23 protein-coding genes are annotated in these 25512 nt (G+C 36.1%); 13 read left to right on the plus strand and 10 right to left on the minus strand.

Annotation, left to right across the window (positions count from 1 at the left end; translation table 11 throughout):
- Positions 1-4 precede the first annotated feature (4 nt).
- From DF947_RS05365 to DF947_RS05375, 3 genes are read right to left on the minus strand one after another with little or no spacing between them, the layout of a single operon-like run.
- Positions 5-619 (minus strand): rhomboid family intramembrane serine protease, encoded by a 615-nt coding sequence (locus DF947_RS05365; protein ID WP_109928685.1) that lies wholly within the window; start codon positions 617-619, stop codon positions 5-7.
- Positions 620-624: 5 nt separating this feature from the next.
- On the minus strand, positions 625-2364 hold the full coding sequence (locus tag DF947_RS05370; protein ID WP_167397999.1) for a M14 family zinc carboxypeptidase: 1740 nt from the start codon (positions 2362-2364) through the stop codon (positions 625-627).
- 29 nt (positions 2365-2393) lie between these two features.
- Entirely contained in the window at positions 2394-3128 is a 735-nt protein-coding gene (locus tag DF947_RS05375; protein ID WP_240615320.1) for a hypothetical protein, read from the minus strand.
- Between the two features lie 57 nt (positions 3129-3185).
- Between DF947_RS05375 and pepT the strand changes: the two genes are divergently transcribed.
- Positions 3186-4439, plus strand: a complete 1254-nt coding sequence (gene pepT / locus DF947_RS05380) for a peptidase T (protein WP_109928687.1) — start codon at positions 3186-3188, stop codon at positions 4437-4439.
- Between the two features lie 241 nt (positions 4440-4680).
- Positions 4681-5547, plus strand: coding sequence for an aldose 1-epimerase family protein (locus DF947_RS05385; protein ID WP_109929191.1), 867 nt, complete (start codon positions 4681-4683; stop codon positions 5545-5547).
- A 6-nt stretch (positions 5548-5553) separates the two neighbouring features.
- Here DF947_RS05385 and DF947_RS05390 read toward each other — a convergent pair whose 3' ends face one another.
- Entirely contained in the window at positions 5554-6933 is a 1380-nt protein-coding gene (locus DF947_RS05390; protein ID WP_109928688.1) for a DUF418 domain-containing protein, read from the minus strand.
- Between the two features lie 151 nt (positions 6934-7084).
- Between DF947_RS05390 and DF947_RS05395 the strand changes: the two genes are divergently transcribed.
- The 5 genes from DF947_RS05395 (at position 7085) to DF947_RS05415 (ending at position 12303) form a co-directional block, all read left to right on the plus strand.
- Positions 7085-7615: a hypothetical protein gene (locus tag DF947_RS05395; RefSeq protein ID WP_109928689.1), complete on the plus strand. Its 531-nt coding sequence runs from the start codon at positions 7085-7087 to the stop codon at positions 7613-7615.
- Positions 7608-8630 (plus strand): DNA cytosine methyltransferase, encoded by a 1023-nt coding sequence (gene dcm, locus DF947_RS05400; RefSeq protein ID WP_109928690.1) that lies wholly within the window; start codon positions 7608-7610, stop codon positions 8628-8630. The genes DF947_RS05395 and dcm overlap by 8 nt, the downstream gene beginning before the upstream one ends.
- 86 nt (positions 8631-8716) lie before the next feature.
- Complete coding sequence (locus DF947_RS05405) at positions 8717-9400, plus strand: hypothetical protein (RefSeq protein WP_109928691.1); 684 nt, start codon at positions 8717-8719, stop codon at positions 9398-9400.
- A gap of 4 nt (positions 9401-9404) precedes the next feature.
- Entirely contained in the window at positions 9405-9839 is a 435-nt protein-coding gene (locus tag DF947_RS05410) for a DoxX family protein (RefSeq protein ID WP_109928692.1), read from the plus strand.
- 235 nt (positions 9840-10074) lie between these two features.
- Positions 10075-12303: a glycoside hydrolase family 2 protein gene (locus DF947_RS05415; RefSeq protein WP_109928693.1), complete on the plus strand. Its 2229-nt coding sequence runs from the start codon at positions 10075-10077 to the stop codon at positions 12301-12303.
- 71 nt (positions 12304-12374) lie between these two features.
- Here the strand turns inward: DF947_RS05415 and DF947_RS05420 are convergent, their stop codons facing one another.
- Positions 12375-16103 carry a DUF3857 domain-containing protein gene (locus DF947_RS05420; RefSeq protein WP_109928694.1) on the minus strand — a complete coding sequence of 1243 codons (3729 nt, stop codon included), beginning with the start codon at positions 16101-16103 and terminating at the stop codon, positions 12375-12377.
- A gap of 120 nt (positions 16104-16223) precedes the next feature.
- Here DF947_RS05420 and DF947_RS05425 point away from each other — a divergent pair, with 120 nt between their 5' ends.
- Positions 16224-17189 carry a ligand-gated ion channel gene (locus DF947_RS05425; protein ID WP_109928695.1) on the plus strand — a complete coding sequence of 322 codons (966 nt, stop codon included), beginning with the start codon at positions 16224-16226 and terminating at the stop codon, positions 17187-17189.
- On the opposite strand, the gene DF947_RS05430 is transcribed toward DF947_RS05425, so the two are convergent.
- Positions 17190-17594, minus strand: coding sequence for a hypothetical protein (locus DF947_RS05430; RefSeq protein WP_158526231.1), 405 nt, complete (start codon positions 17592-17594; stop codon positions 17190-17192).
- 194 nt (positions 17595-17788) lie between these two features.
- Between DF947_RS05430 and DF947_RS22580 the strand changes: the two genes are divergently transcribed.
- Positions 17789-17917 carry a hypothetical protein gene (locus DF947_RS22580; RefSeq protein ID WP_262510072.1) on the plus strand — a complete coding sequence of 43 codons (129 nt, stop codon included), beginning with the start codon at positions 17789-17791 and terminating at the stop codon, positions 17915-17917.
- Positions 17918-17961: 44 nt separating this feature from the next.
- Here DF947_RS22580 and DF947_RS05435 read toward each other — a convergent pair whose 3' ends face one another.
- From DF947_RS05435 to DF947_RS05445, 3 genes are all read right to left on the minus strand, one after another.
- Entirely contained in the window at positions 17962-18546 is a 585-nt protein-coding gene (locus DF947_RS05435) for an RNA polymerase sigma factor (protein WP_109928697.1), read from the minus strand.
- A 106-nt stretch (positions 18547-18652) separates the two neighbouring features.
- The gene (locus DF947_RS05440; RefSeq protein WP_158526232.1) at positions 18653-19879 is read right to left on the minus strand and encodes a GAF domain-containing sensor histidine kinase; all 1227 of its coding nucleotides are present in this window, start codon (positions 19877-19879) and stop codon (positions 18653-18655) included.
- A 127-nt stretch (positions 19880-20006) separates the two neighbouring features.
- Entirely contained in the window at positions 20007-20732 is a 726-nt protein-coding gene (locus DF947_RS05445; RefSeq protein WP_109928699.1) for an SDR family oxidoreductase, read from the minus strand.
- A gap of 214 nt (positions 20733-20946) precedes the next feature.
- Between DF947_RS05445 and DF947_RS05450 the strand changes: the two genes are divergently transcribed.
- Entirely contained in the window at positions 20947-21549 is a 603-nt protein-coding gene (locus DF947_RS05450; protein WP_109928700.1) for a hypothetical protein, read from the plus strand.
- 4 nt (positions 21550-21553) lie between these two features.
- Here DF947_RS05450 and DF947_RS05455 read toward each other — a convergent pair whose 3' ends face one another.
- Entirely contained in the window at positions 21554-22282 is a 729-nt protein-coding gene (locus DF947_RS05455; RefSeq protein WP_109928701.1) for a hypothetical protein, read from the minus strand.
- A 356-nt stretch (positions 22283-22638) separates the two neighbouring features.
- Here DF947_RS05455 and DF947_RS05460 point away from each other — a divergent pair, with 356 nt between their 5' ends.
- The 3 genes from DF947_RS05460 to DF947_RS05470 all read left to right on the plus strand — a co-directional run bounded on the left by DF947_RS05460 (position 22639) and on the right by DF947_RS05470 (position 25325).
- On the plus strand, positions 22639-22836 hold the full coding sequence (locus tag DF947_RS05460) for a hypothetical protein (RefSeq protein WP_109928702.1): 198 nt from the start codon (positions 22639-22641) through the stop codon (positions 22834-22836).
- A 154-nt stretch (positions 22837-22990) separates the two neighbouring features.
- Positions 22991-24646: a tetratricopeptide repeat-containing sensor histidine kinase gene (locus DF947_RS05465; RefSeq protein ID WP_146202872.1), complete on the plus strand. Its 1656-nt coding sequence runs from the start codon at positions 22991-22993 to the stop codon at positions 24644-24646.
- 10 nt (positions 24647-24656) lie between these two features.
- Positions 24657-25325, plus strand: a complete 669-nt coding sequence (locus tag DF947_RS05470) for a response regulator (protein ID WP_109929192.1) — start codon at positions 24657-24659, stop codon at positions 25323-25325.
- The last annotated feature ends 187 nt before the right edge of the window (positions 25326-25512 follow it).

Raw genomic sequence — 25512 nt, forward strand, 5'->3', positions numbered from 1 at the left:
TAATCTACTTTCCGTTGGCTAATGCCGAAATAAAATGCGGCACTATTCCCTGAACAAAAATTACCGTAAATATTAATCCGGTAAGTGCTCCAAAAAAGTGAGCATCGTGATTGATGTTGTCTCTGGAATTTTTCGAAGCATACATACAGTAAACCAGGTATAACCCACCGAAAACAAAGGCAGGAATATCAAAGGGAATAAAAAGTATTCTAATTCCCGACCAGGGATTAAAAAGAATATAACTAAAAAGCACTGCGCTAATGGCTCCAGAAGCTCCCAAACTGTGGTAGTGATAGTTATCCTTATTTTTAAAAATAGTGGTAATATCACTTAAAACCAATCCGAAAAAATACAACAATCCAAATTGCCAACTGCCCATCATTTTTTCCAATGTAAATGCAAAGGCATAGAAGGTAAACATATTAAAAAACAGGTGCATCCAATCTGCATGGATTAAACCACTGGTAATGATGGTGAAAATATGTTTTCCCTTAGAAACACTGTAAGGATGCAACATAAACTTGCCATAAATGCCATGATCGTAAAAGGCGTAGAGACTGGTTACAACGGTAAAAAGAAAAATGATTGATGCAACTGGTGTTGCGTTTAAATATTCCATTTGGGTTATTTTAAATCTAGTTTCACATCGTTAACTAAACGTGCTACCGGATATCTATTGTGGGTTTTCTCGTAATAATCAGAATTTTTATATACAAAATCAAGCTGGGCTGATCCATCCTTTGCAAAATTAGGATCGGAAGCTTTTTTTGCGTCTAATTTAGCTTTTAAAGCTGGGTTATTCTTTAATAATTCTGTTGCCGTATCTTCAAAAACATAAGCAGAAAAATGTTCCTTCATGTCTAAAATGGAATCAAAGAAATTCCAGTTAAAAAAAGAATCTGTGGCTTGCGGTTCTAAAGTTTCTACGATGTACCTATTAGTAGGCTGATTTACATAAACTACATAATCGCCAGCATAATATTGCAAATCTTGTTGCGTAGAAATAACCTTAACTGCCGAATGGAGGTAATGCCCCTCGTACGGACGCGTTCCGGTTTTAAAGTCGCCAATGTAATAGCTTTCAACTTTAATTTTACCATCGCTTTTTAGCTCTTTAAGCACAACATTGTTCAGCTTAAGTAAGGCGATAACCCGATCCCAAGCTTTAGGAATAATATAGGCTATCGGTTTCTGAACGGTTATAGAAGCATCGAATTTATTCCACTCCTTTATGCTTTTGGTATAAGGTTTATTCCGATCGTAAAATAATCTCTCCTGCCCACTCACCGTACTGGGCTTTTCTCCGGCTTCGAAACCTTTAAATGGCAAGCTGTCTACCTCACTTCGGTTTAATTTCCATTCCAAACCAAAAGCTTTTTGATTTGCAACCAAATCATCAGCCTTGCGTTTATTTTCACCAATAAGTTTTGCATCGCGTTCTACTAAATCAATATAGGTTTGAAGCAGTTTATAAGTCGCATCAACCCGTAAATCATAAGCCTTTAACATGTGCGTTTCTGGCATAAAACCAATGGTATTGTGCAGCGTGGTGTAACCTGTAGAATATCTTGGCAGATCGATAAAACCTGTAATTCCTGCGTCTGGTGTTTCTTCTATCGAGTTTACATACGGAATCATTGGATACCCTTTCTGCTCCATACCTTTATATAAATCGGGCACTAAAGTTTGGGTTAAATAATCTGCCAGTATGGGATTTAACTTATCTTTCTGTGTTGGGATAAGCGTCATCACGTATTGATAATCGGCCCCATTACTGGTGTGCGTATCCACAAATATTTCGGGTTGCCAAGTATTAAAAATCAATTGAAAAGTAGCCGAATTTCTTGAATCGGTTTTAATAAAGTCGCGGTTAAGATCTAAATTTTTACTGTTTCCTCTAAAACCGTAAGCTATGGGTCCATTTTGGTTGGCTCTAGATGTACCTGTGCGATTAAAACTTCCATCAATATTATAAACCGGAATAATACAGATTACCACATCTTTAGGAAGTTGATCAGCGTGGAGCAAATCTCTGGCAAGCATCATCGAGGCATCAATACCTTCAGGTTCGCCTGGATGAATGCCATTATTAATCAGCAGAATTCTCTTATTGCTTTTTCTAATGGTTGCTGGATCAAAAATTTTATCCTTGGATAAAACCAGCAAATGCAATGGTTTGCCAAAATCGGTTGTTCCATAGGTTAAAAGCTTGGCCTGCGGATTTGATTTTGCCAACTTCTCGTAATATGAAATGGCTTCGGCATAAGTGGCTGTTTCTTTTTTGCCACTAAGCTCGTAGGGAGTTTTTTGCGCCATAGATTGGAGTGTTATTGAAAGGAGCCAAAACACTAAAAATTTTTTCATGAATATTGTTGAGGATGATGGACGAAATGCTACAATGTTTTGCGGTAAGATTTAATGTTTCCGAAGAAATACTTAAAGCCAAGTGAGTAAACATTATATTGATCTGGCTGATAATTCTGGAATTTATTTTCAGGATCATCATAACCATCAAGTCCTTCGCCAAATGTATAATTCGCTTGTGCGTTAAAGTTAATTACATATCGAACATAGCCGTAACCATCGTTAATGTAATAGTTAAAACCCAAATTAATGGGTACAACAATGTTCATGCTTTTGTCTTTACCAGGAAATTTATACCCAAGCGGTGGATAAGATGCCTCGGTATTCGGCTTATAACGAACAATATCGCTCATTTTATTATTGATAATGCCTACCCCTAAACCGGCGTATAATCCTTTAATGTTGTATAAAAACTCACTACGATCGTAATTTATTAATTCGCCCAACATTAACTTGCCATTTACCGTAACCGAAGTGTATTTATTAATAAACTGTCGGTTGTGCGGATCTGTATTTATATCTCCACCCTGAATCATTCCATATTGTCCTTCCAAACCAATGGTTACAAATGGCGAAATATGAAAATCGAAAACACCGTAGGCTGTGTAGCCAATACTGCCCTTATACACATCTGTATAAGACCGATTAGGGCCTACTCCAAAACCGTATGACAATTTAAAGTAGTTGGATTGAGCTGATGCAAATTGAACCTTAAGCGAGAATATAACAAGTAGGGATGTAATTTTCAGGAGGTTACGCATCATTGTTTTTTTTACAAAAATAATATGTTTATTGAATATCTATAACTTTTACCTTTGAATATGAGCAATTACACCAACTTTAACAAATCTTTAGAGAACAGATTTATAAAATACGCCAAAATAGATACCCAATCTGATCCAGAATCTCCAACATGTCCATCTACCTTAAAACAAAAAAACCTAGGCAATGAACTGGTTGCCGAGCTTTTGGAAATGGGCATTAACGATGCCCATATGGATGAAAACGGCTATGTATATGCAACAATTGCATCTAATACCGATAAAAACGTACCTGTAATTTGTTTCTGCTCGCATATGGATACCTCTCCAGATTGTAGTGGTGAAAACGTTAAGCCAATAATCCACAGCAATTATCAGGGAGAAGATTTAATTCTGCCAGATGATCCTTCCATCATTTTGAAAATGGATGAGCATAAAGATTTGAAACACCAGATTGGCAACGATATTATAACGGCCAGCGGAACAACATTGCTTGGCGCAGATAATAAGGCCGGAGTTGCCGAAATAATGGAAGCTGCAGACTTTTTGATTAAAAATACAGAGGTTAAACACGGTACCGTAAAAATCCTTTTTACACCCGATGAAGAAATTGGAAGAGGTGTTGATAAGGCAAATTTGAAAAAGTTGGCAGCTGATTTCGGTTATACCATCGATGGGGAAACTTTAGGATCGATAGAAGACGAAACCTTTTCTGCCGATGGCGCAAAATTAATTATCAATGGAGTAAGCACACATCCAGGTTTTGCAAAGGGAAAAATGGAAAGCGCAATTAAAATTCTTGCCGAGGTTTTGGACGCGCTCCCCAAAGATCGTTTAACACCAGAAACAACGCATCAAAAAGAAGGTTTTATTCATCCTGTTGGAATTAAAGGGCAGGTAGAACAGGCCGAAGCCCAATTTATAATTCGTGATTTTACTGATGAAAAGTTAGAAGAACATGGAAGGTTTTTAGAATCATTAGTTCAATCTGTGATGGAAAAATATCCAAATTCTACCTACGAACTTAACATAAAATCGCAGTACAGAAACATGAAAAAGATTCTGGATCAACATCCTCAAGTTGTAAAATACGGAATAGATGCCATTGAAAGAGCGGGTATTGTTGCTAAACAGCAAAGCATTCGTGGCGGAACCGATGGATCAAGATTATCTTACATGGGCTTACCCTGCCCAAATATTTTTGCTGGCGAACATGCTTTTCACAGCAAACAGGAGTGGGTTAGCGTTCAGGATATGGAAAAGGCAGTACAAACCATAATCAACATCGCCTGCATCTGGGAAGAAAATAGTTAGACAGTTCTTCAGTTTATAGTTGCAGTTACAGTTGGCTATTTACGGTCTACAGTTATTTTACCACATAAAGCATGTAAGAAAATATAAGCTTATATTCTTATATTTCTTATGTGGTTAATTTTTAGAATCTAAAGTAATTTTACATTTGATATGACCTGAATCTAGGTTTCTATCTTATCCTGCTGATTTTTATAAAAAAGATGTTTTTTAAGCACTCGTAATTTGTTACTTTTAAATGCAAATGATAACACTCGAAAACGATTATATTAAAGTTGACCTTTTAGCAAAAGGTGCCGAACTACAAAGCTTATTTAGCAAAGAAACGAATATTGAATATTTATGGAATGCCGATCCAAAATATTGGGCAAAACACAGTCCTGTTTTATTCCCAATTGTTGGGGCCTTAAAAAACGAGCATTTTACTTATAAAGGTAAAAGTTATGCCCTACCTCGACATGGCTTTGCCCGCGACCATGTTTTTAACGTAGAAAAGCCAAGCGAAACCGAAGCCATTTTTACCTTAACACAAAGCAAGGAAACATTAAAGGTTTATCCGTTTTACTTTGAGTTAAAGCTTAAATACCAACTTATAGAAAGAAAGCTAAGCCTAACTTACGAGGTGATAAATATCGGAACAGACGAGCTTTTATTTTCTTTGGGCGCTCATCCGGCCTTTGCCGTTCCAAATACAGCCAATACAGTTTACGAAGATTATTATTTAGCATTTAATACCGATGAAAAATTAACCTATTGGAAACTTGATAATGGTTTGGTTGATGATGAAACCGAAAGCATTGAGCTGGGCGGCCATAAACTGAATTTAAAGCACAACTTGTTTTACAATGATGCGCTGGTTTTTAAAACCCTGCAAAGTAATTGCATAAGTTTATTAAATACCAAAAATGATTACGGTATTCATTTCCATTTTGAAGATTTCCCATTCTTCGGGATTTGGGCTGCACCTGATGCGCCCTTTGTTTGTTTAGAACCATGGTGCGGCGTTGCCGATGGTGTAAACCACGATCAAAATTTGGAGCACAAAGAAGGCATAATTAAACTTAACGCTGGCGAAAACTGGCAAAGATTTTGGGAAGTAGAGTGTTTTTAAAATGCTCTATAAACCGGCCACCGTTGCAGATGTACTTTGTGCTTGAACATCTAACCTCACTTTTTTAATGGGTTGCCATTTTACATAAGTTAAACTTCGCCACAACCATTCAAACGGACCAAACAAAAAATACTTAAGCCAAATGGTACTAAATACAATTTGGAAAATCCACACGCCCAAAACAACCTCGTAAATTTGGTAACGTTGCAATTGGCCAAACCAACCCATAGCCAAAAAAATAGTCGACATAATGATGGACTGAGAAAGGTAATTGGTAAAAGCCATTTGGCCCACTGGTACAAAAATGTGCAACAACTTTTTAAAAGGCGTAATTTTGTAGAGAAGAATTAGCAGGCACAAATAACCAAAAGTTTGCAAAAGCCTTCTAACCTGATAGAGCTCTGCAGGAGCAGATTCAGTTAATTTAACCATATCAAATTTTGCGGCGTACATTTCCTTAATACCCATAAAGTTAAATGCAACACCAATGCCAATCCCCAAAACAGCACCGATTATGTAAAGCCAAAGGGGCTTTGAGCCCATTAAAAATCCAGATTTTATAAAGGCCATTCCAATGAAAAAGAACATCAGCATATCCCACCATCCGTTATAAAAACCGATACTTTGTAATTCCATATTTACATCACGATAGAAACCGAATAATTGAGAATAATTAGAGGTTTTAATTGTTTTAAACTCTTCCTTCGCATCCTTCATCATTCCTGCGCTATTATTCTTATCCCGAAATTTTTGCCATTTTTCTAATTCGCCTTTTTGTTCATCAGTAATTTTTTTGTGTTCTTTCTGTAGCAACTCTACCTTTTTCCCTTTTGTTATAATTTCTTTTCTAGCATATAATGAAGATGTTTCTCGGTAAGTGCCTATCAATAATAAAAACAATGAACAGAGCAATAATCTATTGGCAGATAATTTTCTAAAAGGAAACAAGACCAATCCGCATAATGCATAAGAATATAAAATATCACCTGGCCAAAAGAATATAAATGCATTAATTAATCCAAAAACCAAGAGCCATAAAATTCTGCGATAGTAAATATCGGCAGCATCCAAATGCCCTCTATTATGTTCCAATCTATTAATAAACAAAATTGTTCCCGCCCCGAACAAAATTGAGAATAAACCTCTCATGGTTCCCTCAAAAAAGCCCATCTCTAAAACCCAGGCATAGTAATTCTTACCAAAAATGGGCTGATCAAGGTTTAGAAATGCATAAAAAATATGTGGCTGACCTTGTGCCATGCTGTTCATTAACAATATACCAAGAACAGCAATTCCTCTAACCGCATCGAGAAATAGAATGCGGTCCTTTTTACTTAGTGGAGATGCCGATTGTTCTGAGGCATCCAGGGATGATAAAGTTGACATGACAGAGCGACTTAGGTTAAATCAAATATAATATATATCTGTATATCAAGCAAATAGATTTTTTATTCTAGAAAAATTTAAATGTTTTTTCTAACTGTATAAAAAACAGCCCAAATATTAGGGTTTGGTAAATAACTTGGTAATTTTGTACATGCTCAAAGAACTGTTGAACATTTTTGACAAAGCTTATCGTTTTAAAGTGGATTATAAACTGAATACGCAGTTGCATAACATTGCCATAAAACATTTAGGGCTTCAAAATATGAATCAGCTTCGCGATAGGTATGAGGGACAGACCTACTTAAACCGGTTTTTAACAAAATCTTTTTCCGAGTTTGCTGTTCAAAAAATGCTTGGAGTAGATTTTGTAACCTTAGAATTAAAAGAAAACAAACGCTATAAACCAGAAGTTCTTTTTAACGATAAAACATTCGAAATTATAGCCAGTTCTTTAGATGAATATCCATTAATTCCGATTGGTAATTACGATTATGCTATTTTTACTTTTGTAAACATCGAACGTAGAGAGGTGTACATAACCGGTTTTGCATCTGCAGCAGTATTATTAAATGCCGTAGTATCTGCAGATCTTTCTCCAACCAAAGCAAAAGCTTATATTGGAACATTAAAAGATTTTTCGCAAATAGATTTTCTTGACAAATTATTAATTGAGAATGAGTAAATATACAGTAGGAAGCTTGTATGCTGGGGTGGGTGGTATATGCCAGGGTTTTATAAATCAGGATTTTGAACTTTCTTGGGCCAACGAGATTGATAAATTTGCATGCATAACCTATCGCGAAAACTTTAAACATGATTTGCATGAAGCCGACATTTGGGATTTAGATCCAGAAGGTTTAAAAAAAATTGATGTGCTTGCTGGAGGTTTTCCTTGTCAGCCCTTCTCTATAGCGGGCTACCGAAAAGGCTTTGAAGATACTCGTGGCAATCATTTTTTTAGAATTATCCAATTTGCCAAAGTGCTTAATCCAAAAGTTATTTTTTTGGAGAACGTAAAAAATCTGGTTTCTCACGATCACGGAAAAACTTTAAAAATTATTAAAGAAACATTAGAGGCCTTAAATTATTCGGTGTACGATCGGGTTTTAAATTCTAAAGATTTCGGAAATGTACCTCAAAATAGAGAACGGATTTATTTGGTCGCTTTTCAAAAAGATGCTAATGGCGAAGATATTTATGGTAAACATTTCAGTTTTCCTAAGCCTATAAAACTTAGTGTTGGCGTTAGCGAATTGTTATCATTAAACGTTGCCGACAAATATTTTTACCGAGCTGATAAAAAGATCTTTAATGAACTTGCTGAAGGGGTAAAATCAAAAGAAACCGTTTATCAGTGGAGAAGGCATTACGTAAGGGAAAACAAGCAAAATGTTTGCCCAACCTTAACGGCAAATATGGGTACAGGCGGGCACAATGTTCCCATAATTTTAACCGATGAAGGAATTAGAAAACTAACACCTAAAGAATGTTTCAGATTTCAGGGTTATCCTGAAGAATATAAATTGCCGGAAATTTCTCAGGCTCAATTATATAAGCAGGCAGGCAATTCGGTTACAGTAAAAGTAATTGCAAGAATAGCAGAAGAAATTAATAAAGCCCTAGAACTGGGCGATGAAGAACGATTAAAAGCAGTTACCAAAAAAACTAAAACGAGGGTGAAAGAAGCAGTGGAATAACAATAACTAACCCGTATAATTTATGAATTTCAACGCGCTCTCAATCAACGGCAATTCATACACAATTACAAAAAGGAAAGCTTTTTTTGGGAAATCCTTTTCAAATAGAAGACATAGGCAAAGTATTTGAATTTGCCTGGGGAATGTCTTTCGGGCATACTGGCGAACATCGTTCAACCCGTTCAGGAGGGACAGCGTCTAGAAAAGAAGGGGAGATTTTTATCAATGCTTTTCAAGGCAAGTTAGGCGAGTTTGCCGTTTATTACAAACTTACTGCATTGGGCTTAAAGGTTCCCGAACCAGATTTAAGCCTATGGGGAAAGGGCTTTTGGGATAATGGTGATTTTGAAATTGGCCGTTTAAAAGTGAATGTAAAATCGGCATCGCACTTTTCCAACCTTTTGCTCTTTGAAACCAAAGACTGGAATTTTGAGGCACTATCGCTCCATTCTGATCCGCCTACTGCTTACGATTATTTTATTTTAACAAGGATAAGCCCTGATGGGAAAAGTATAATGCGGGGTAACAGTTTAATGCTTTCTAATACTGCGGATAAGGAAATTCTTAAAAAGATAATTGTTACTCCCGATTGGCAATATGATATACCCGGTTTTATGGAAAGAAGCGATTTTAAGGAAATTATAGCATTAAAACACATTATTCCACAGGGTGGTTTGTTAAACGGAAAACTGAAAATGGATGCGAGTAATTACTACATTCAAGCTTTTGATTTAAAGAATATTGACACCATAAATAAAAAACTACTATAACCGCATGAAAAACATTACGCCATTTGCGCAACTATTTCTTCGCTTAGCTTTAGGAATCGGTTTTATTTTGCCTGTTATGGATCGATTTGGCTGGCTTGGAGCCCCAGGTGCTCCAAATGTAGGCTGGGGAAACTGGGCTACATTTGTAGATTATACAAATTCTTTAATGCCTTACCTTGGCCTTTCAGCTGCAAATGTAATGGCCATTTTGGCTACTGCCGGCGAAATTGTTTTTGCTATACTTTTAATTGTTGGGTACAAAATCAGGCTGGCATCTATAGGCAGTTTTTTGCTGACGCTCATATTTGCTTTGAGCATGTTATTTTTTGCTGGGTACCGAGCTCCATTTAATTATTCTGTTTTTGTAGTAAGTGCTTCGAGTTTGTTGTTGGCTTCAATTTCCGATTATAAATGGTCGATTGAGAAAAAGAGACTTTAATAGAGAATTGTTAACCTCAAAAAAATTCGTATCAATTTTTTTACATACGGTGCCCGATTTACATTTCTTCGCTAAAAACCCTTATTAATTGTCAATACGACAATTAATCGCAACTTCTTAAATCTTAGTTATAAAAACTACTATTCTAAATCTGAAGTACCGATTTACTAAAACGATTTTATATCCTTATAATAGCGGCACTAAATACACACACAAAAACCAAATAGATTAATTTATGAAGCTAAGAAATCTCCTAATTCTAGCTCTTGCTGTGAGTCCCGCATTTCTTTTCGCACAGCAATGGCAACCTAAACAGGCTATTTTAATGAGCAAGTTTGCTAAGGATGTAAAAGCCGAAAGCGTATTGCCCGAATACCCTCGACCGCAGTTGGTTAGAGAAAAATGGATGAACCTAAACGGTGTTTGGCAATTTCAGCCGGCAACAAGCAAAACCGAAGCCTTACCAAGCGGTAATTTATCCAGATCAATTCTTGTTCCTTTTCCGGTAGAATCCGCACTATCTGGTGTTATGGAACATCATGAAAGCATTTGGTATCGGAGGAAGTTTAAAGTACCAGCAACCTGGAAAGGTGAAAATGTATTAATCCATTTTGGTGCTGTTGATTATGAAGCAGAGGTTTTTATAAACGGCAAAAGCTTAGGCATACATACAGGTGGTTACGATCCTTTTACCTATGATATAACCTCATCTATTAAAGGTGCCGGCGAGCAGGATATTGCTGTTCGGGTTTTTGACCCAACCGATAATGGTGGTTTTCCTAGAGGAAAGCAAACCTTAAATCCACAGGGTATTATGTATACCTCTGTTACCGGAATTTGGCAAACCGTTTGGTTAGAGCCTGTTCCTAAAACAAATATCAGCAACATTAAAATTGTTCCGGATATTGATAAATCAGTTGTTAAACTAATTGTTAATACTGGTGATAAATCTTCTGCAGATGTGGAGATTAAAGTAAAAGATGGCAATAAAACCATTCAAACTAAAGTAGGCAAGGCAAATACCGAAATTATTGTTCCGGTGAGCAATGCAAAACTTTGGTCGCCAGACAGTCCTTTCCTTTATGATCTTTCCATCACCTTAAAAAAAGGAACACAGCAATTGGATGCAGTTTCTAGTTACTTCGGTATGAGAAAAATTTCTATCGGCGAAGAAGGTGGTTTCAAGAAAATGTTTTTGAACAATAAATTCCTTTTCCAAGTTGGTCCGCTAGATCAAGGTTTTTGGCCAGATGGTGGTTATACTGCTCCAACTGATGAAGCTTTGAAATACGATTTGGAGATGACCAAAAAATTTGGTTTCAATATGGTGCGTAAACACATCAAGGTTGAGCCGTATAGATGGTATTATTGGGCAGATAAATTGGGCTTAATGGTTTGGCAGGATATGCCTTCGCCAAATTCGTATACCGAAAAAGTTCCTCCGATTGATAAAAAAGCATTTACATCAGAACTAACAAGATTGGTAGAAAGCCACTGGAATTCGCCGAGCATCATTAGCTGGGTAATTTTTAACGAAGGCCAGGCACAGCACAACACGGCTGGTTATGTAGATCAGGTTCGCAAATTAGATCCAACGAGATTAATTAACCAAGGCAGTGGTTGGGAGCATTTTGGTGTTGGCGATGTTTTGGATATCCACAGTTATCCACCGCCCGCAGTTCCAACGAGTGCAGTACAAACTTTAGCTTGTGGCGAATATGGTGGAATTGGTTACATCATTCCCGGACATACATGGAAAACAGGTCCAACTTATATCATGATCGATAATGAAAAAGATTATACGAAACTGTATGACGACTTCTCTACGGATTTGGCCATTTTTAAAACCAACAAAGGCTTAAGTGCCGCGGTTTATACAGAAATTACCGATGTTGAGGTTGAGCTAAATGGCTTATTAACATATGATAGAGAAGTAATCAAAGGTTCTGCTGATAAAATTAGAGCATCAAACGAGAAAGCGATTAAGACAAACATTTACATTAAGGATGTTTTGCCAACTTCTCAGGATGTGGCCAGAACCTGGAAATATTCTTTTGAAAAACCTGATGGCGAATGGATGGCCGCTTCATTTAAAGATGAAAACTGGAAATCTGGTTTGGCTGGCTTCGGAACAAAAGGTACTCCCGGAGCAAATGTGAAAACCGTTTGGAATACATCAGACATCTGGTTGCGCCAGGAGTTTACCTTGGGCGATTTAAAAGGGATTAATCGTGAGGATTTGGTTTTATATATCCATCATGATGAAGATGCTGAGGTTTATATCAATGGCGTAAAAGCGGTTGTAATTCCAAATTACTCTTCTAACTATTCGATGGTTAAAATCTCTAAAGAAAGTCAGAATGCTTTAATTGCGAATGGCAAAAATGTAATTGCAATTCACTGTACTCAGAAACAAGGCGGCCAGTATATTGATGCTGGAATTTCTTATGTAGAAACTAAATAATTCAACTAATCTTAATAAGAAAAGGCTTCACAATTAATTTTGTGAAGCCTTTTCTGTCTTTATATTTCTTCCTATTTTACTGCAAGCTGTTGTTCATCAGCATCAACAACTTTAATGTAAGCATCTTTAAAATCCTGTGCTTTATCTGCAGGAACATAATCTTTCTTTAAAGTCATTTTTCTTGTAAACACAATCTTGGTACCAACCATTTTGCTGGTTAAAGAATAATCTACATAATCGTTTGAAATGTTAATTGGCTTTAACGCTTCTACCAATTTCTTTCCTTCTGGTAACTGCATGGTAATTTCTTCAATGCAGTTTTCAGTTAAAAACATCTGTGTTAAATCGATACCGAAAAGCCTTGGCTGTGTAACCTGTAACTGATTTGCCGAAGCAGACATAGACCACGGTAAAGCAAACACACTCATGCCAGCAACCGGTTTGCAGGTTTTCATTAGCGCATATTCAGTATAAGCTTTTAAGGTATCTGATGTTGCCGTAATTGGACTCAAATTGGTAAATTTTAATACGTACACATCATTTTCAGGAAATACAGTTGCCAAATTTTCCTTCAGCTTTTTAATCTGATCCTTATTCGATAAATCGTTGTATTCTGACCTCGTATTGCTTGCTACCGCCCCTGTAGAAAAATTCGTTTCCTTAATTTGCATATCGTTACCCTTTAAAATAATCGATGTAGTGTAATTCAATACATTTTTAGGGCGTTGAGTTGGATTTAGAGTAGTAATGGCATTGGTTTTATTGTTGATTTCTAAAATCTGCTCGTTTAATGAACCATTGTAAAAAGTACCAAATGGCAAAGTATTGGAGGTTAATTCTACATAGTAACTTTTACCATTAATAATCGCCTTTGCGATACAGTGGTTAAAATCGATATTAGGTAAAAGCATGGTGTTTTGCCCGTTATCTCTGGTTTTTACAAGAGCCAGTTCTGCATTAATTCCCGCCTCTTTACACATGGTAACAAACAGGGTTGAAACATCTTTACAATCGCCGATTCTGGTGTTAATTACCGTTGCCGGATTTTGAGGAACAATTCCACTTTGTCTAAATGAAACCGAGCTGTAAGAAATATTCGAGGTGATGTATTTATAAATCAGCTTAATTTTTGCAAGCTCATCTAAATTTCCCTTATCCTTAAAAATATCATTAATAACGGTTTGAATTTCATAACTGCTTCTTGCTTTTGCTGTCGCGATGTTGTTATACCAATCGGCAACAAATTCCCAGTTCGGGATAGAAGAAAGATATAGAATGTTGGTTACATCATCCATTGGAGGCATTTTATCCTCATAAATTAATGCTTTCTGATTATCGGCCTTCCAAACATATAAATCAAATTCATCCTGCTGCGTTTTTATCGGTTCGATTGCTTTTTGAGAAAACTTGTATTTAAATTGCTTATCTCTATGCACCAATAAAGAAAATTTGGTGTTCACATAACTTACACCATGCGTAAAGTAAAACGAATCCCAGAAATGGGTGGCCAAACTCCCATCATTAAAATTCTGAATCTTATAACGCAGATTAATTACATCGCCAACCTCCAAATTGGTAAAAATAACCTGACTTCCATTTTGCTCGGCAGGCACTTTTGTGCTATTGGCTTTAATCACTTCGGCAATTTCAATATTGTAATCCTGAGAGCTGTAATACGGAATGTTATAGTCTTTTAAGCTCTCTAAACCTTTTTGCGTAAGCACTTTCGATACGTAAAAATGTTTTTCTTCCGAGCCTCCATTTTCGTAAACCACCTTTTGTACTTCCTCATTTAAAATCACCATGTGGTCATCAGGGTAATCGGCAAGTTTTGGAGCCTTAGCCACAAGCGCTTTAACATCTGCCTGCTCAAAGTAATCGAAAACATCTTTTTTATCTTCTATTTTACGCAAAGCCTGTATCGCAGAATAATTATTTGGCCTTAACTGTAAAGATCTTTGATAAGCTTTTATCGATTTATCTTTTTGCTTCTCCATCTCATAAATCTTGCCTAGCGACTCGAAATACGTGCTATAATTTGGGGCGATTTCCAGACATTGCAAGTACAGTTTTTCAGCTTTATCATACTGTTGCAAAGCATAATATTGATTGGCCAAATCGACATAAATACCAACGGAAATTGGATCGTTTGCAATTTCTTTCTGATAAACGGCTAAGCCTTCCTGAACCTGATTCTTATCAAAATATGCTTTAGCCAAGTATTTAGACATTTCGTAGCTATCATGCTCCTCCACATATTTTTTAAGATAGTTTATTGCGCTGGAATTTTTTCTGATCTCTTTTTCGCATAGATATTTCAGCCAAACAACAGAGCTGGAATTTGGGAACTGTACAAAGGCTTTATCAACCAAGGCGATAATATCTTCCTGATTATTGCGCTTTCCTGCCAATTGAATTTTTTTTCCAAGAATGTTTTCATTCTCGCCATAAATAGCCTCAAGCTTTTTCATAACCAACTCGGCATTGTTAAAATCCTGTTGGTTGATAAAATCGTTGTAGATTAAACTTAAAGCATATGGCGATTCTGGATCTGCAGTTTTAATCGTTTCCTGCAAGGTTTCTGCACCTGTTCTGTTTTGTTCCTTATCAAAAAGTTCGATGTACAAATTATTTAAAAGGGTACTTTCTGGAAACTTATCCTTTAATTTTTCTAAAATTTTACGGGCTTCAAAAGCGTTGTCGTTACGCAGATAAAGTTTAGCCAAAAGAATTTTATTTAAATAACTCTCCGGGTTTTTTGCAATCTGATTTTCGAAAAAAGTAATAGAAGGCAACTTTTCATTTGCGGGTTTAAAAGCAGTTTCTTTTGTATAAACCTGCGGATCATTGGTTGATGTAATGCCATCCAAAATCTTTCCGTTTTCATCCGTTAAACGAACTAAAAAATTGGAGCGGTTTGCATAGCTTTCGCCAATTTGAACCAGCACTCTATTGTAACCGGCATTTAATTTTATGGTACTGATGTAAGAATCTAAATCGTTATTTCGCTCATCGGCTTGCGTAATGACCAATTGATCATTTACCCAAACCTTAACAGATCCAGAAACACCAATCCGCAGCTGGGCAGTCACATCTGCAGGCGCCTTAACAAAGTTTTGCGCAAAAATTACCGAATTGCTGTAATTGCTATAATATTCAAAATCGAACCATTTGCTGTGTTTTGTAAAAGGCACTTTTCTCCAACCAAATTTTTGGCTTTTCTTGCCCACAAAAGTAGCGTCCGCTTCAGGCTTATTTAGTACATCGTAGGTTTTATCAAAACCGCTGGTGGAGATGTTTTCGAATTCTCCGGTAATTAGCCAATTATCCAGACTCCCAATCTGGGCATAAGCTTTATCGGCTAAATCGTATTTTTTCTTTGCCTCGTAATAACCGCCAATGCTAGAATTTGCCAGGGCATACACGGTTCCATCGAATTTCTTCTTCAATAAGGCATTATAAAAATCGAGGTGCTTTTGGCTTTCAACACTAGAGCTGTAACTCAGGGCGTAGCTTCGCCACATGGCCAAAAGATAAGGCTCAGGGTTATCAGATAAATCGAAGAATTTTTTGAAGTATTCGAAACTTTGATCTCCAGACTGATCAAATTCAGACATTAAACTTAATGCCAGATAAGATTCTTTGGCTGTTTCAGGATTTTTAGCAAGCTCAATAAAGGATGCTCTGGCGGTTTTTCGATCGTTTTTAAAGAAACTTTCCCATGCCGTATTTACCGAATTTTGTGCCTTTAATCCTAATGAAAGTAAGATTAATAACAATAGAGTAGCGTAATTTTTCATAATTCAATGATAAAATAAAATTTGCAAAAATGCGAACCAGAACGGAATGAATTTTGAAATAATTATCGCAAACAAATATTTTATATCTTTAAGCAGAATCACCTTTAAGCCTCAAAAAAATTGAAAAATTCCACCATAATCTTTTTACAACTTATAGTACTAGCAATATTTTTTTCCAGCAGCAGTTTTGCTCAAAAAAGCACTTCGGAAAAAGTAAAAGCCGGAATTTACGTAACCAGCATTCACGATATTGATTTTAAGGAAAAGGAATATACGGTAGATTTTTGGCTTTGGTTAAAATACAAGAACAGGGATTTTAATTTTGTTGAAAATCTGGAGATTCCACAGGCCAAAACGGTTACCAAATCCTTCTCTACTATTGATACCAGCGGAAACCAGGTTTACTTATTGATGAAACTGCAATGTGTAATGAAAGATTCTTGGGCTATTGATAATTTCCCTTTTGATAAACAGAAACTTCGCCTCTCGATAGAAAATTCGCAATTCGATTCTGATGCATTTGTTTTCGTTCCAGATACGGTAGGCAAACAGTATGATCACCGTTTTACCTTGCGAGGATGGAATATCGATAGCTTAAATATTTCTGCCGGAACCAAAATTTACGAAACCGCATTTGGCGATGAAACCATAAAACCTCATACAGAATACAGCAATTTTAAAGTTAGGGTTTCGCTAAGTAGAGATGCTATGGGTCTTTTCTGGAAAATGTTTTTGGGCATGTATGTGGCTTTTTTAATTGCCTTTATGTGCTTCTACATTCATGCAGATAGTATCGATTCTCGTTTTGGCTTAAGCGTAGGTTCTCTATTCGCCGTAATTGGAAATAAATATATTATCGATGGCTCGTTACCAGAATCGACCACTTTTACACTTGTAGATACCTTACATGGAATAACCCTAATCTTTATTTTGGTGGTCATTATTTCGACTGCATTTTCTTTGCGGATGATTAAAAAAGGGAAAGCTGAACAAGCTAATAAATTTGATAAAGTTTTTGCCTTGGTTATGTTAATTGCTTACATCAGCCTAAATATCTTCTTTATTATACAGGCCAGTAACGGATAATTAACCTTGCTCTGTTTTAAATATAAGTACTGCAACAGCCAGAATAATGGCATGCGGTGCAAAGGTGAGCAAGAAATCATCACCGGAAAAAAGCTTAAATACAAAGCAGATTAGGTAAAAAGGAAGCCACCAAAGAACCTGAGAAATTACGAATAGATAAGCCTTTGTTTTTTGTGTTCCTGATTTGATCAATTGTACGTAAATGATCCAAAATATTAACCAAAAGGGCATACAAACCAATAAACTTCCCAAATAACCAATCAACACATTTAAATAAGTTAATTCAAACAGAAAATCTTCTAACTGCGTATTCGAAAAAATATATTTAAGCAGATAGAATAAGGGCATACTTCCGGCCAAAACCAAGGTCCAAACCTTTAAAGGGTATTTGTAATATTTAAGCATTTTAATAAAAGTAACCATTGTAGCCCGATTTCTACAAATGAAGTGCATTCTTTTGTGCTTTCATTTTTATTGCCCGATACCAAACAAAACGTTCGATATCGGGCATTTTTTGTTTTAAATAAAATTATAATTATTTGATTTTCAAATAATTAACAATGGCATTTCTCTTGTAAAGGCTTGTGTAAAATATTTAAATGGATAAGCTCATCGAAGCGGAAGTTTCTGCCAAACGGAAAAAGAAAACCCTGCTCATCATATTAATTTGTATCGCCTTTGCAGTTGTTGCCATTTGGGCGGTGCGCACCTTTTCAAGCCTGCATTAAGTTCATCAGATTTAAAAAGCTTTATTTTTAGATTGAATTAAAAATCAATTAAAACTCATTCTTAATTTTTGAATCGATGTTCTAATTCGCGTTTTTACGGTTCCAACGGGCATGTTCAGTTTTTCTGCAACTTCTTCATGCGTGTAACCTTTATAATAAATCAGATCGATAATTTCTCTCTGCTTGCAATTAAGCGAACTGAAAAGTGTTTTTAGTCCAATAACTTCTGGATTAAATGTATTTGTATAATTTGTATCAAGTTCTGCCGAAACAACATCCAAAGAGATATTTTTTGCCCCATCTTTATTAATCTTTAAACGGAGATGATCAAGTGCCGTATTTTTGGCAATCCGACTAATCCACGTAAAAATTCTAGACTTGGCAGGATCGTAACTCGAGGCATACTTTCTTATTTTAATAAAAGTATCTTGAAGCAAATCTTCGGCTGTTTCCTGTTGCTGTACTATTTTATGGATAATACCCAAAAGCGATGGTGCATACATTTTATACAGCTGATTAAATGCATCGAAGCTGCCCGAAACCAAACCTTCGGCAAGCAAAGTTTCATCTGGCAAGGCAGGCTTATTTTTGAGCTTTAGGTTAGGAGTGGCGAGTATAAATGCAATCATGATCAGTGCTTTTACGAAACTGAACACGTTAATTTCAAATATGTTTTTGGTATTCCAAATTGCTCTTACTTTTTCCGTAAAAAGCTGTTAAATAGAGAGTTTTGAATTATCTTGGGAGAGAAAAGGAGATGGTTGTTCCTTTTTCAATTTCGGAAAAGGCATGAATTTTTCCCTGCATTTTTTTTACCAAACTGCTTACCGCATCAAGACCTAAACCGTTGCCTTTTTTTCCAAAACGATCTTTTTCCGCAGAAGTAAAGCCCTCTTCAAAAATTCGCTCTAACAGGTCCTTTTCTATTCCTCTCCCATTATCGCTTACCGAAAAGTAATATTGATGCTGATCTTCTTTAAAGCCCAAGTGTATTTCGGGCTGGCTTTTATTGTTATAACGGATGGCATTGCTAAATAAATTCAGCAAAATCTGTTCGAGTGCTATCCGTGAACTTTTAATTTGAGCAGAATTTGATAAACTGATTTTACATTCTTGTGGTGCATTCAGCATCGGAACAATTTTTTCGAAAAGCTCATGCAGTTCAAAAGTCTCGTGTGCCGAAAGCAGTGATGATGGTTTTTTTGAATAATCCAGCATATTATCTACATAGGTAACCAAGTTTTTTGCCGATCGAAGTGCAATATTGATTAATCTAACCGAACGTTCATCGCCTTCAGACTGGAACTTTTTCTGAATCGAATCGGCCGACATAATGATGCTCGTTAACGGATTTTTAATATCGTGAGCCACACGGTGCGCAAATTTTTCGATAAAAGTATTGGCTTCTACCAAGGCCGTATTGGCCGTTTCGAGTTCCTTTAATTTTCGGCGAAGCTCTATTTGATGCAAGGCCTGCTTACCTAAAATACGTAATGCATTAAGCTGGTTTTTACTCAGCTCTTTTTCTTCGTGATCGATTACACAAATGGTACCCAAAGCATAACCCTCGGGGTTAACCAATGGCACACCTGCGTAAAAAACAATCCGCGTGTCGCCGGTAACCAAAGGATTGTTTACAAAGCGTTCGTCTTTTCGGGCATCCTTAACTATCATTATTTCCCGATCATCGAGAATGGCATGTGAGCAAAAGGCAACCTCTCTCGAACTTTCCTTCAAATCTGTACCAAAGCTAGATTTAAACCATTGTTTATTCTCGCCCAAGATGGTTACCAATGCAATTGGCGTTTGGCAGATTTCAGCCGCAAGCATGGTTAATTCATCAAAATCTTTATCCGAACCCCAGCTTTCAATATGATAAGATTCAATAGATTTGAGTCTTTCAATTTCATTTGCTGGTTTTTCGGGTAAAATCATTCTATAATGCGGGATTAAAACCTTCAAATGTAAGTAAAATTAAATGGGGTTTTCACTCTTAAAAGAGGTAAAAACCCTCGATTTAATATCAAAAAATCATTCTAATTCCTCCCCAATCATTACAGGTGGATTATCGAAGCAAGAAAATATGATCTTAACCCGGATTCATCATGTTGAAATAATCCTTGATTACTTCGTTATTTGCCTGTGTTCTGGTTTCACTTGTACCAAAAGTTAATTCTATCTTTCCGTCTTCAAGCTGTTTAAATATTGATGCGATAAATTCGCTTACCGGCGGGTATTCGCTATGCAAACCCTGTGCGCCAAGATCGGTATTTAAAGCCGGTGGAATAATTTCGACTACCTCAATCTTGCTGTCTTTTAACTGATGACGCAAAGAAAGCGTAAACGAACGAAGAAAAGCTTTTGTAGCCGAATACACCGCAATTTTTGACAATGGAATAAAGGCAAGGCCAGAACTCACATTCATAATGGTTGTTAAGGATGGTAATCCACTAAAAAGCGAGGCCAGATGAATGGGCGCCAAAACATTAATTGAAACTTCGGTATTGGCTTTTGCATAAAAATCTTCATCCGAAACATTCATCCAGTTTTGAATCCCCGCATTATTTACGAGCACATTTAAATCACTATGATTTTCTGCAATCCAATTGTACAATTCAATTCTTTCGGTTTCGATGGCCAAATCGCATACTCGGGTAATTACCGTTGGAAATCGATCAGATACCGCTTTTAAAGCTGATGCTCTTCTGCCACAGATAATTACGGTATTATTTTCCTGAATAAATCTTTCGGTAAGCCCTAGCCCAATTCCAGTTGCACCGCCAGTTATTAAAATTTTATTGTTTGTTAATTTCATGATTTCTACTATTTAATTGAATTACAAAATTAGATCAGTCCAAGGGAATAATCATGGTGAGTAGTACAGTTTTTTTACTTCAATATATTTAATGTTTATATTCCCATAAGGTTTAAAATAAAACATAACAGATTTTGCTCGAAATTCTATTCATATCCTTAATTTAGAACCCAAATCTCCACCTATTTAAATCTATTTTAATCATCCTACCGCTATGAGCGATCGCCTATTTTTTTTATTCGCCATTTTGGTTCTTACCGGCACGTCCTCGTTTTCGCAAAGCATTCATCCTGAATTAATCGGCAAAAAGATGAGTGCGGCTATAAAACTGGAACAAAAAATGAAAGCTAAAGTTTACACTTCTGATGAAGACATTATTGTGCCTGGAGGCATGGCTGTTCCCATTCGATACATTCGTCCTGAAAAAAATATACCTGATTTAATTATCGAATATACCTTCAGCGAAAAAGATTCGATTATCCGCAGGATTGCTTACGAATGGGATGTAAGAAATTTCGAAAAAACAGATCACAATGTAAAACCCCTAACATTTGATAAGGCCTTAATTTTTAAATACAACTCGCTATACAATTTTTTAACAGAGCGCTATGGTGCCGGAATGGCCAAAGGCGATTTATCTGCACTTGCCAAAATTGAAGAACCCGGTGGCCTAAACCGATCAGATACCTGGATGATTAGCGGTCAGTTAGATGTTTCGCTTTACACAGCGCTATCAAATTATTACAAACAAGAAGGTGCGCTTACTCATATTCCTACTCATAGGATAAGACTGTATTTTACGGAGGCTAGGCATTAATGTTTTAGTGTTTCTGTTTACTTAAAACATACTTTGTTAAAATGTAATCTGTAAGTGGCATGAGCATCTTTTTTGTATCCAAAGGATATTCTCCATTTGAAGTATAAAATTCTGCACTGTCAACCTTTACTTTCACATACCAGACCTTACCTAAAGCATTTCTCGTAAGGGTATCAGGCTTTGTGATTTTTTTTAGATTTGATATTTTAAAATCATCCAAAGCAATAATTGCGGCATCGCCATTCTTCTCATCACAAGCGATGGATTCATAATGATCTTTATTCCAATACATGCATTGGTTGTTTTTCTTGTAGAAGATATAAGATCCAGTGGCAACAACTAAGGAAGCAACAAATGCCATTAGGGCTTTATTATATTTTTTAGGTATATCTACTACATCATTTTTACCTTTAACTTTCATTAGCCACTCCAAAAGCTCAACAATTCTTTTGTTTGGTTTTATAGTTTCTCCATTCATAAATTTCATGAGCGGTCGAAATTTATCAATATCAAAATTTTGGATACGCTCTGTATAATTTAAGTCATTGTTCAATGGACCAAAAAAGGATCTCAACGTAGGATCCTCCGTTGGAAATTTCTTTTCTGTATAAACTCTAAGGCATTCATCTCTTAAACCAGCAGGAGTTGGGTCGACCAGATTTGAAGAAATCGTTTTCTCTTTTAGTCTTTTTTTATAATCCTCAAATACTTTCTTCGTATAGTTTTCTATCATATAGGGAGCATTAACAGATGCAAATAAACGGAATTTTCGGAATTTTTACTGCATAATCGGAATTCGAACGGAATAAACGGAATCCTTTGAAGATTAGCTTTTTACCCCTATACATTTGTTTCAGAAATCAACGCAAGTCCTTCAAGCTAATTGGACTTTATATAAACCCGATTTCTAAAAAGAGCCGAAATCGTGGTAGTTAATAACCGGTTTGGGAAGCAGTTATAAGCTCCCGCGATTGAAACTCAAAACACTTCCCAAAAATTTTCAGAAGGCCTTCTGATACTCAATTGTGGTGAACCCTGCGAATGGTCGCAGGGAGCCACTAGTATCTCATTTTCTAAAATTTTTGAATCATGTTTATTCCATTATTCATTGCCATATTATTAGGGTTGGCAAGCCCATCAAATACAAATACCAATTGTAATCACAACAACGGAACAACAGTAAGCGCTTACGGCGATGAAGACCCTGGCGATACGCCTCCAGGAGGCGATGACACGGGCGGAGAAGGAGGCCACGTGCCACCTGTTAAACCGCCAATAAAACCATAAGCTGAATTTTTGAGGCTGTAACAAAGATCTAAAAATTTCATGTCAAGCTTGTCGGAATGCCTTATTATTTAAGGCTTTCGGCAAACTTAAAGCTGAGAAATAGATCATATTGTTACAGCCTCTTTTTTTATATTTGAGGAAATATCCGCTCTCCTTGAAAAATATAATAGCAATTCTCGCATTCTGCCTTTTCTATTTGGCTTGCCAAGAAAAGAAACTTAATAATCTAACCATAAAAGATTTAGATTTTGAAAAGGCTAAGTCTTTAATGTATAAAGATAATGATTCTGCCTTTTTTCATTTTAACAAAGTCGCCACAAACAGTGTAGACAGTCTTATGGTTGCTCAAGCCTATACATTTATGGCCACCATTCAAACCGAATCAAGCGATTACTTTGGAAGCCAGGAGAGCTTAATTCTTTCTTTAAGATTTTTAAACGAACAAAAAACATCAAATTTTGATTGTTTATCCTCAACTTACAATGAGCTCGGATTAACCAATTACTATCTAAAAAACTATAAAATTGCATTAACTTATTTTGAAAAGGCACTTTACTTTTCGGCAGACGATGTTTTTAGGCTTACCATACTGAATAATAAAGCACTTGTATACCGAAATGCCGGAAAATATAATGAAGCCTTGCTCATCTATAATCGAATCATTTCAAAAAAAAATGCAAATACCGTAGAATATGCCAGAATATTATCCAACATCGCCAAAACACAGTGGCTTCAAAATCCTAAATATAACGCCCTACCAAAATTTTTAAGAGCTCTTCAGATTCGCGTAAAGGAAAATGATGAATGGGGGCAGAATGCCAGCTATGCTCATCTTGCCGATTATTATTCCGGCAGAGTTCCAGATTCTGCGCTATATTATGCTTCTAAGATGTACCATGTAGCGCAGACGCTCGCTAGTCCAGATGATCAATTAGAGGCACTTCAAAAACTTATCAAACTAAGTTCTCCCGTTTTGGCGAAGAAATACTTCGAACGTTATCAAAACTTATCAGACAGTTTGCAAACGGTTAGAAATTCGGAAAAAAACCAATATGCCATTATTCGGTACGAAAGTGAGAAAAATAAGGGCGACTTTTTAAAAGCCCAAGCTGAAAACATAGAAAAACAAAAAGATATTTTAGTTAAAAATATTGGGCTTGGTGTTTTAGGTGTGATTTTAATTTCCGCTTATTTTTGGCACAGGAAAAGGAAAGAAATATTAAAAAATGAAAGAGAACTAGAAGTTAAAAATACTGAACTTAAGTATGTAAAAAAGGTGCACGATCGAGTTGCCAATAAAGTTTACCATGTAATGTCTGAAGTGGAAAATACACCTCATCTGGACAAAGAAAAACTGCTGGATAAGCTTGAAGTTTTATATGACATTTCGCGAAATATCTCTTACGAAAGAAATGACATAGATGAGGAAAATTTTGCTCAACAACTTAATCAGATGCTAAAAGCCTACTCTTCTGAAAAGGTTGAAGTTGATATTGAGGGAAACCATGAAAGCATCTGGACAGCTGTTTCAAGCATTACAAAATCTGAGGTCTCCTGCATTTTGCAAGAACTGATGACCAACATGATGAAACACAGCGAGGCAAATCAGGTTGCATTACACTTTGAACAAAAAAATGGCAATATCAATATTAATTATTCCGATAATGGAATTGGCATTTCAGATCAGTTTCAGTACGGAAACGGACTAAGTAGTACGGGAAACCGTATAGATCATATTCGGGGCACAATTACCTTTGATACAAAAGCTGAAAAGGGTTTGAAAATTTTAATCTCATTCCCGATTTCTTAATTACATGAATATGTTTAAAAAAATATTAATTGCCGAAGATCACGAAAGCGTTAGCATCTCTGTTCAAAAAACCTTATCAGATATAAATATTGTTCACGATCATAGCAATTATGTTTTTTATTGTGACGATGCCCTAGGACGGATTAAAAAAGCATTGCGAGAAGAGAAACCGTATGAATTACTAATTACCGACCTTTCTTTTGAGCACGACAGGCCACAGGAAATTTCCGATGGCGCAACACTTATAAAAGCGGTTAAGCTGATTCAGCCAGACTTAAAGATCCTAATATTTTCAATAGAGAACAGATCCCATGTAGCTAAAGCATTAATGGAAGATCTCGAGATTGATGCATTTGTACCAAAAGCCCGTGGCGATGCCAAAGACTTAAAAATTGCCATAGAAACCATTTATAAAAACCGGAAATATCTTTCTCCGAATCTTAAACAGGCTGTAAAGGAAGAAACACCCTTTGAGTTTTCTTCATTCGATAAAACGATTATTTCTTTGCTTACAAAAGGAACACCTCAAAAAGATATTCCATTTTATCTACAAAAAAACAACATCAAACCATCTGGTTTAAGCAGCATCGAAAAACGTTTAAACACTATAAAAACGGTGTTGAACATTTCCAACAACGAGCAACTGATTGCTTATTGTAAGGATCGGCAAATTATTTAACAAAACTTCTTTTAAACCATTTTACGGACAACCGTAAGGGTAGGAATTTATATGCTCTTATTTTTGGAAACAGAAACCTTAATGTATTAATTCCCATATCCTCGTGATATTGAACATGCTTTTTGGTTTCTGAAAAAGTAATAATCCATATTTTCCCTAGTCCACATCTCTAGCATGTATAGCCTAA

This window comes from Pedobacter paludis, assembly GCF_003173575.1.
GTDB lineage: Bacteria > Bacteroidota > Bacteroidia > Sphingobacteriales > Sphingobacteriaceae > Pedobacter > Pedobacter paludis.

Bases quoted from the DNA above. Each gene is read 5' to 3' on its own strand.
- DF947_RS05365 (WP_109928685.1), bottom strand. From the start codon at position 619: ATGGAATATTTAAACGCAACACCAGTTGCATCAATCATTTTTCTTTTT.
- DF947_RS05370 (WP_167397999.1), bottom strand. From the start codon at position 2,364: ATGAAAAAATTTTTAGTGTTTTGGCTCCTTTCAATAACACTCCAATCT.
- DF947_RS05375 (WP_240615320.1), bottom strand. From the start codon at position 3,128: ATGATGCGTAACCTCCTGAAAATTACATCCCTACTTGTTATATTCTCG.
- pepT (WP_109928687.1), top strand. From the start codon at position 3,186: ATGAGCAATTACACCAACTTTAACAAATCTTTAGAGAACAGATTTATA.
- DF947_RS05385 (WP_109929191.1), top strand. From the start codon at position 4,681: ATGATAACACTCGAAAACGATTATATTAAAGTTGACCTTTTAGCAAAA.
- DF947_RS05390 (WP_109928688.1), bottom strand. From the start codon at position 6,933: ATGTCAACTTTATCATCCCTGGATGCCTCAGAACAATCGGCATCTCCA.
- DF947_RS05395 (WP_109928689.1), top strand. From the start codon at position 7,085: ATGCTCAAAGAACTGTTGAACATTTTTGACAAAGCTTATCGTTTTAAA.
- dcm (WP_109928690.1), top strand. From the start codon at position 7,608: ATGAGTAAATATACAGTAGGAAGCTTGTATGCTGGGGTGGGTGGTATA.
- DF947_RS05410 (WP_109928692.1), top strand. From the start codon at position 9,405: ATGAAAAACATTACGCCATTTGCGCAACTATTTCTTCGCTTAGCTTTA.
- DF947_RS05415 (WP_109928693.1), top strand. From the start codon at position 10,075: ATGAAGCTAAGAAATCTCCTAATTCTAGCTCTTGCTGTGAGTCCCGCA.
- DF947_RS05420 (WP_109928694.1), bottom strand. From the start codon at position 16,103: ATGAAAAATTACGCTACTCTATTGTTATTAATCTTACTTTCATTAGGA.
- DF947_RS05430 (WP_158526231.1), bottom strand. From the start codon at position 17,594: ATGCTTAAATATTACAAATACCCTTTAAAGGTTTGGACCTTGGTTTTG.
- DF947_RS22580 (WP_262510072.1), top strand. From the start codon at position 17,789: ATGGATAAGCTCATCGAAGCGGAAGTTTCTGCCAAACGGAAAAAGAAA.
- DF947_RS05435 (WP_109928697.1), bottom strand. From the start codon at position 18,546: ATGATTGCATTTATACTCGCCACTCCTAACCTAAAGCTCAAAAATAAG.
- DF947_RS05445 (WP_109928699.1), bottom strand. From the start codon at position 20,732: ATGAAATTAACAAACAATAAAATTTTAATAACTGGCGGTGCAACTGGA.
- DF947_RS05450 (WP_109928700.1), top strand. From the start codon at position 20,947: ATGAGCGATCGCCTATTTTTTTTATTCGCCATTTTGGTTCTTACCGGC.
- DF947_RS05455 (WP_109928701.1), bottom strand. From the start codon at position 22,282: ATGATAGAAAACTATACGAAGAAAGTATTTGAGGATTATAAAAAAAGA.
- DF947_RS05460 (WP_109928702.1), top strand. From the start codon at position 22,639: ATGTTTATTCCATTATTCATTGCCATATTATTAGGGTTGGCAAGCCCA.
- DF947_RS05470 (WP_109929192.1), top strand. From the start codon at position 24,657: ATGTTTAAAAAAATATTAATTGCCGAAGATCACGAAAGCGTTAGCATC.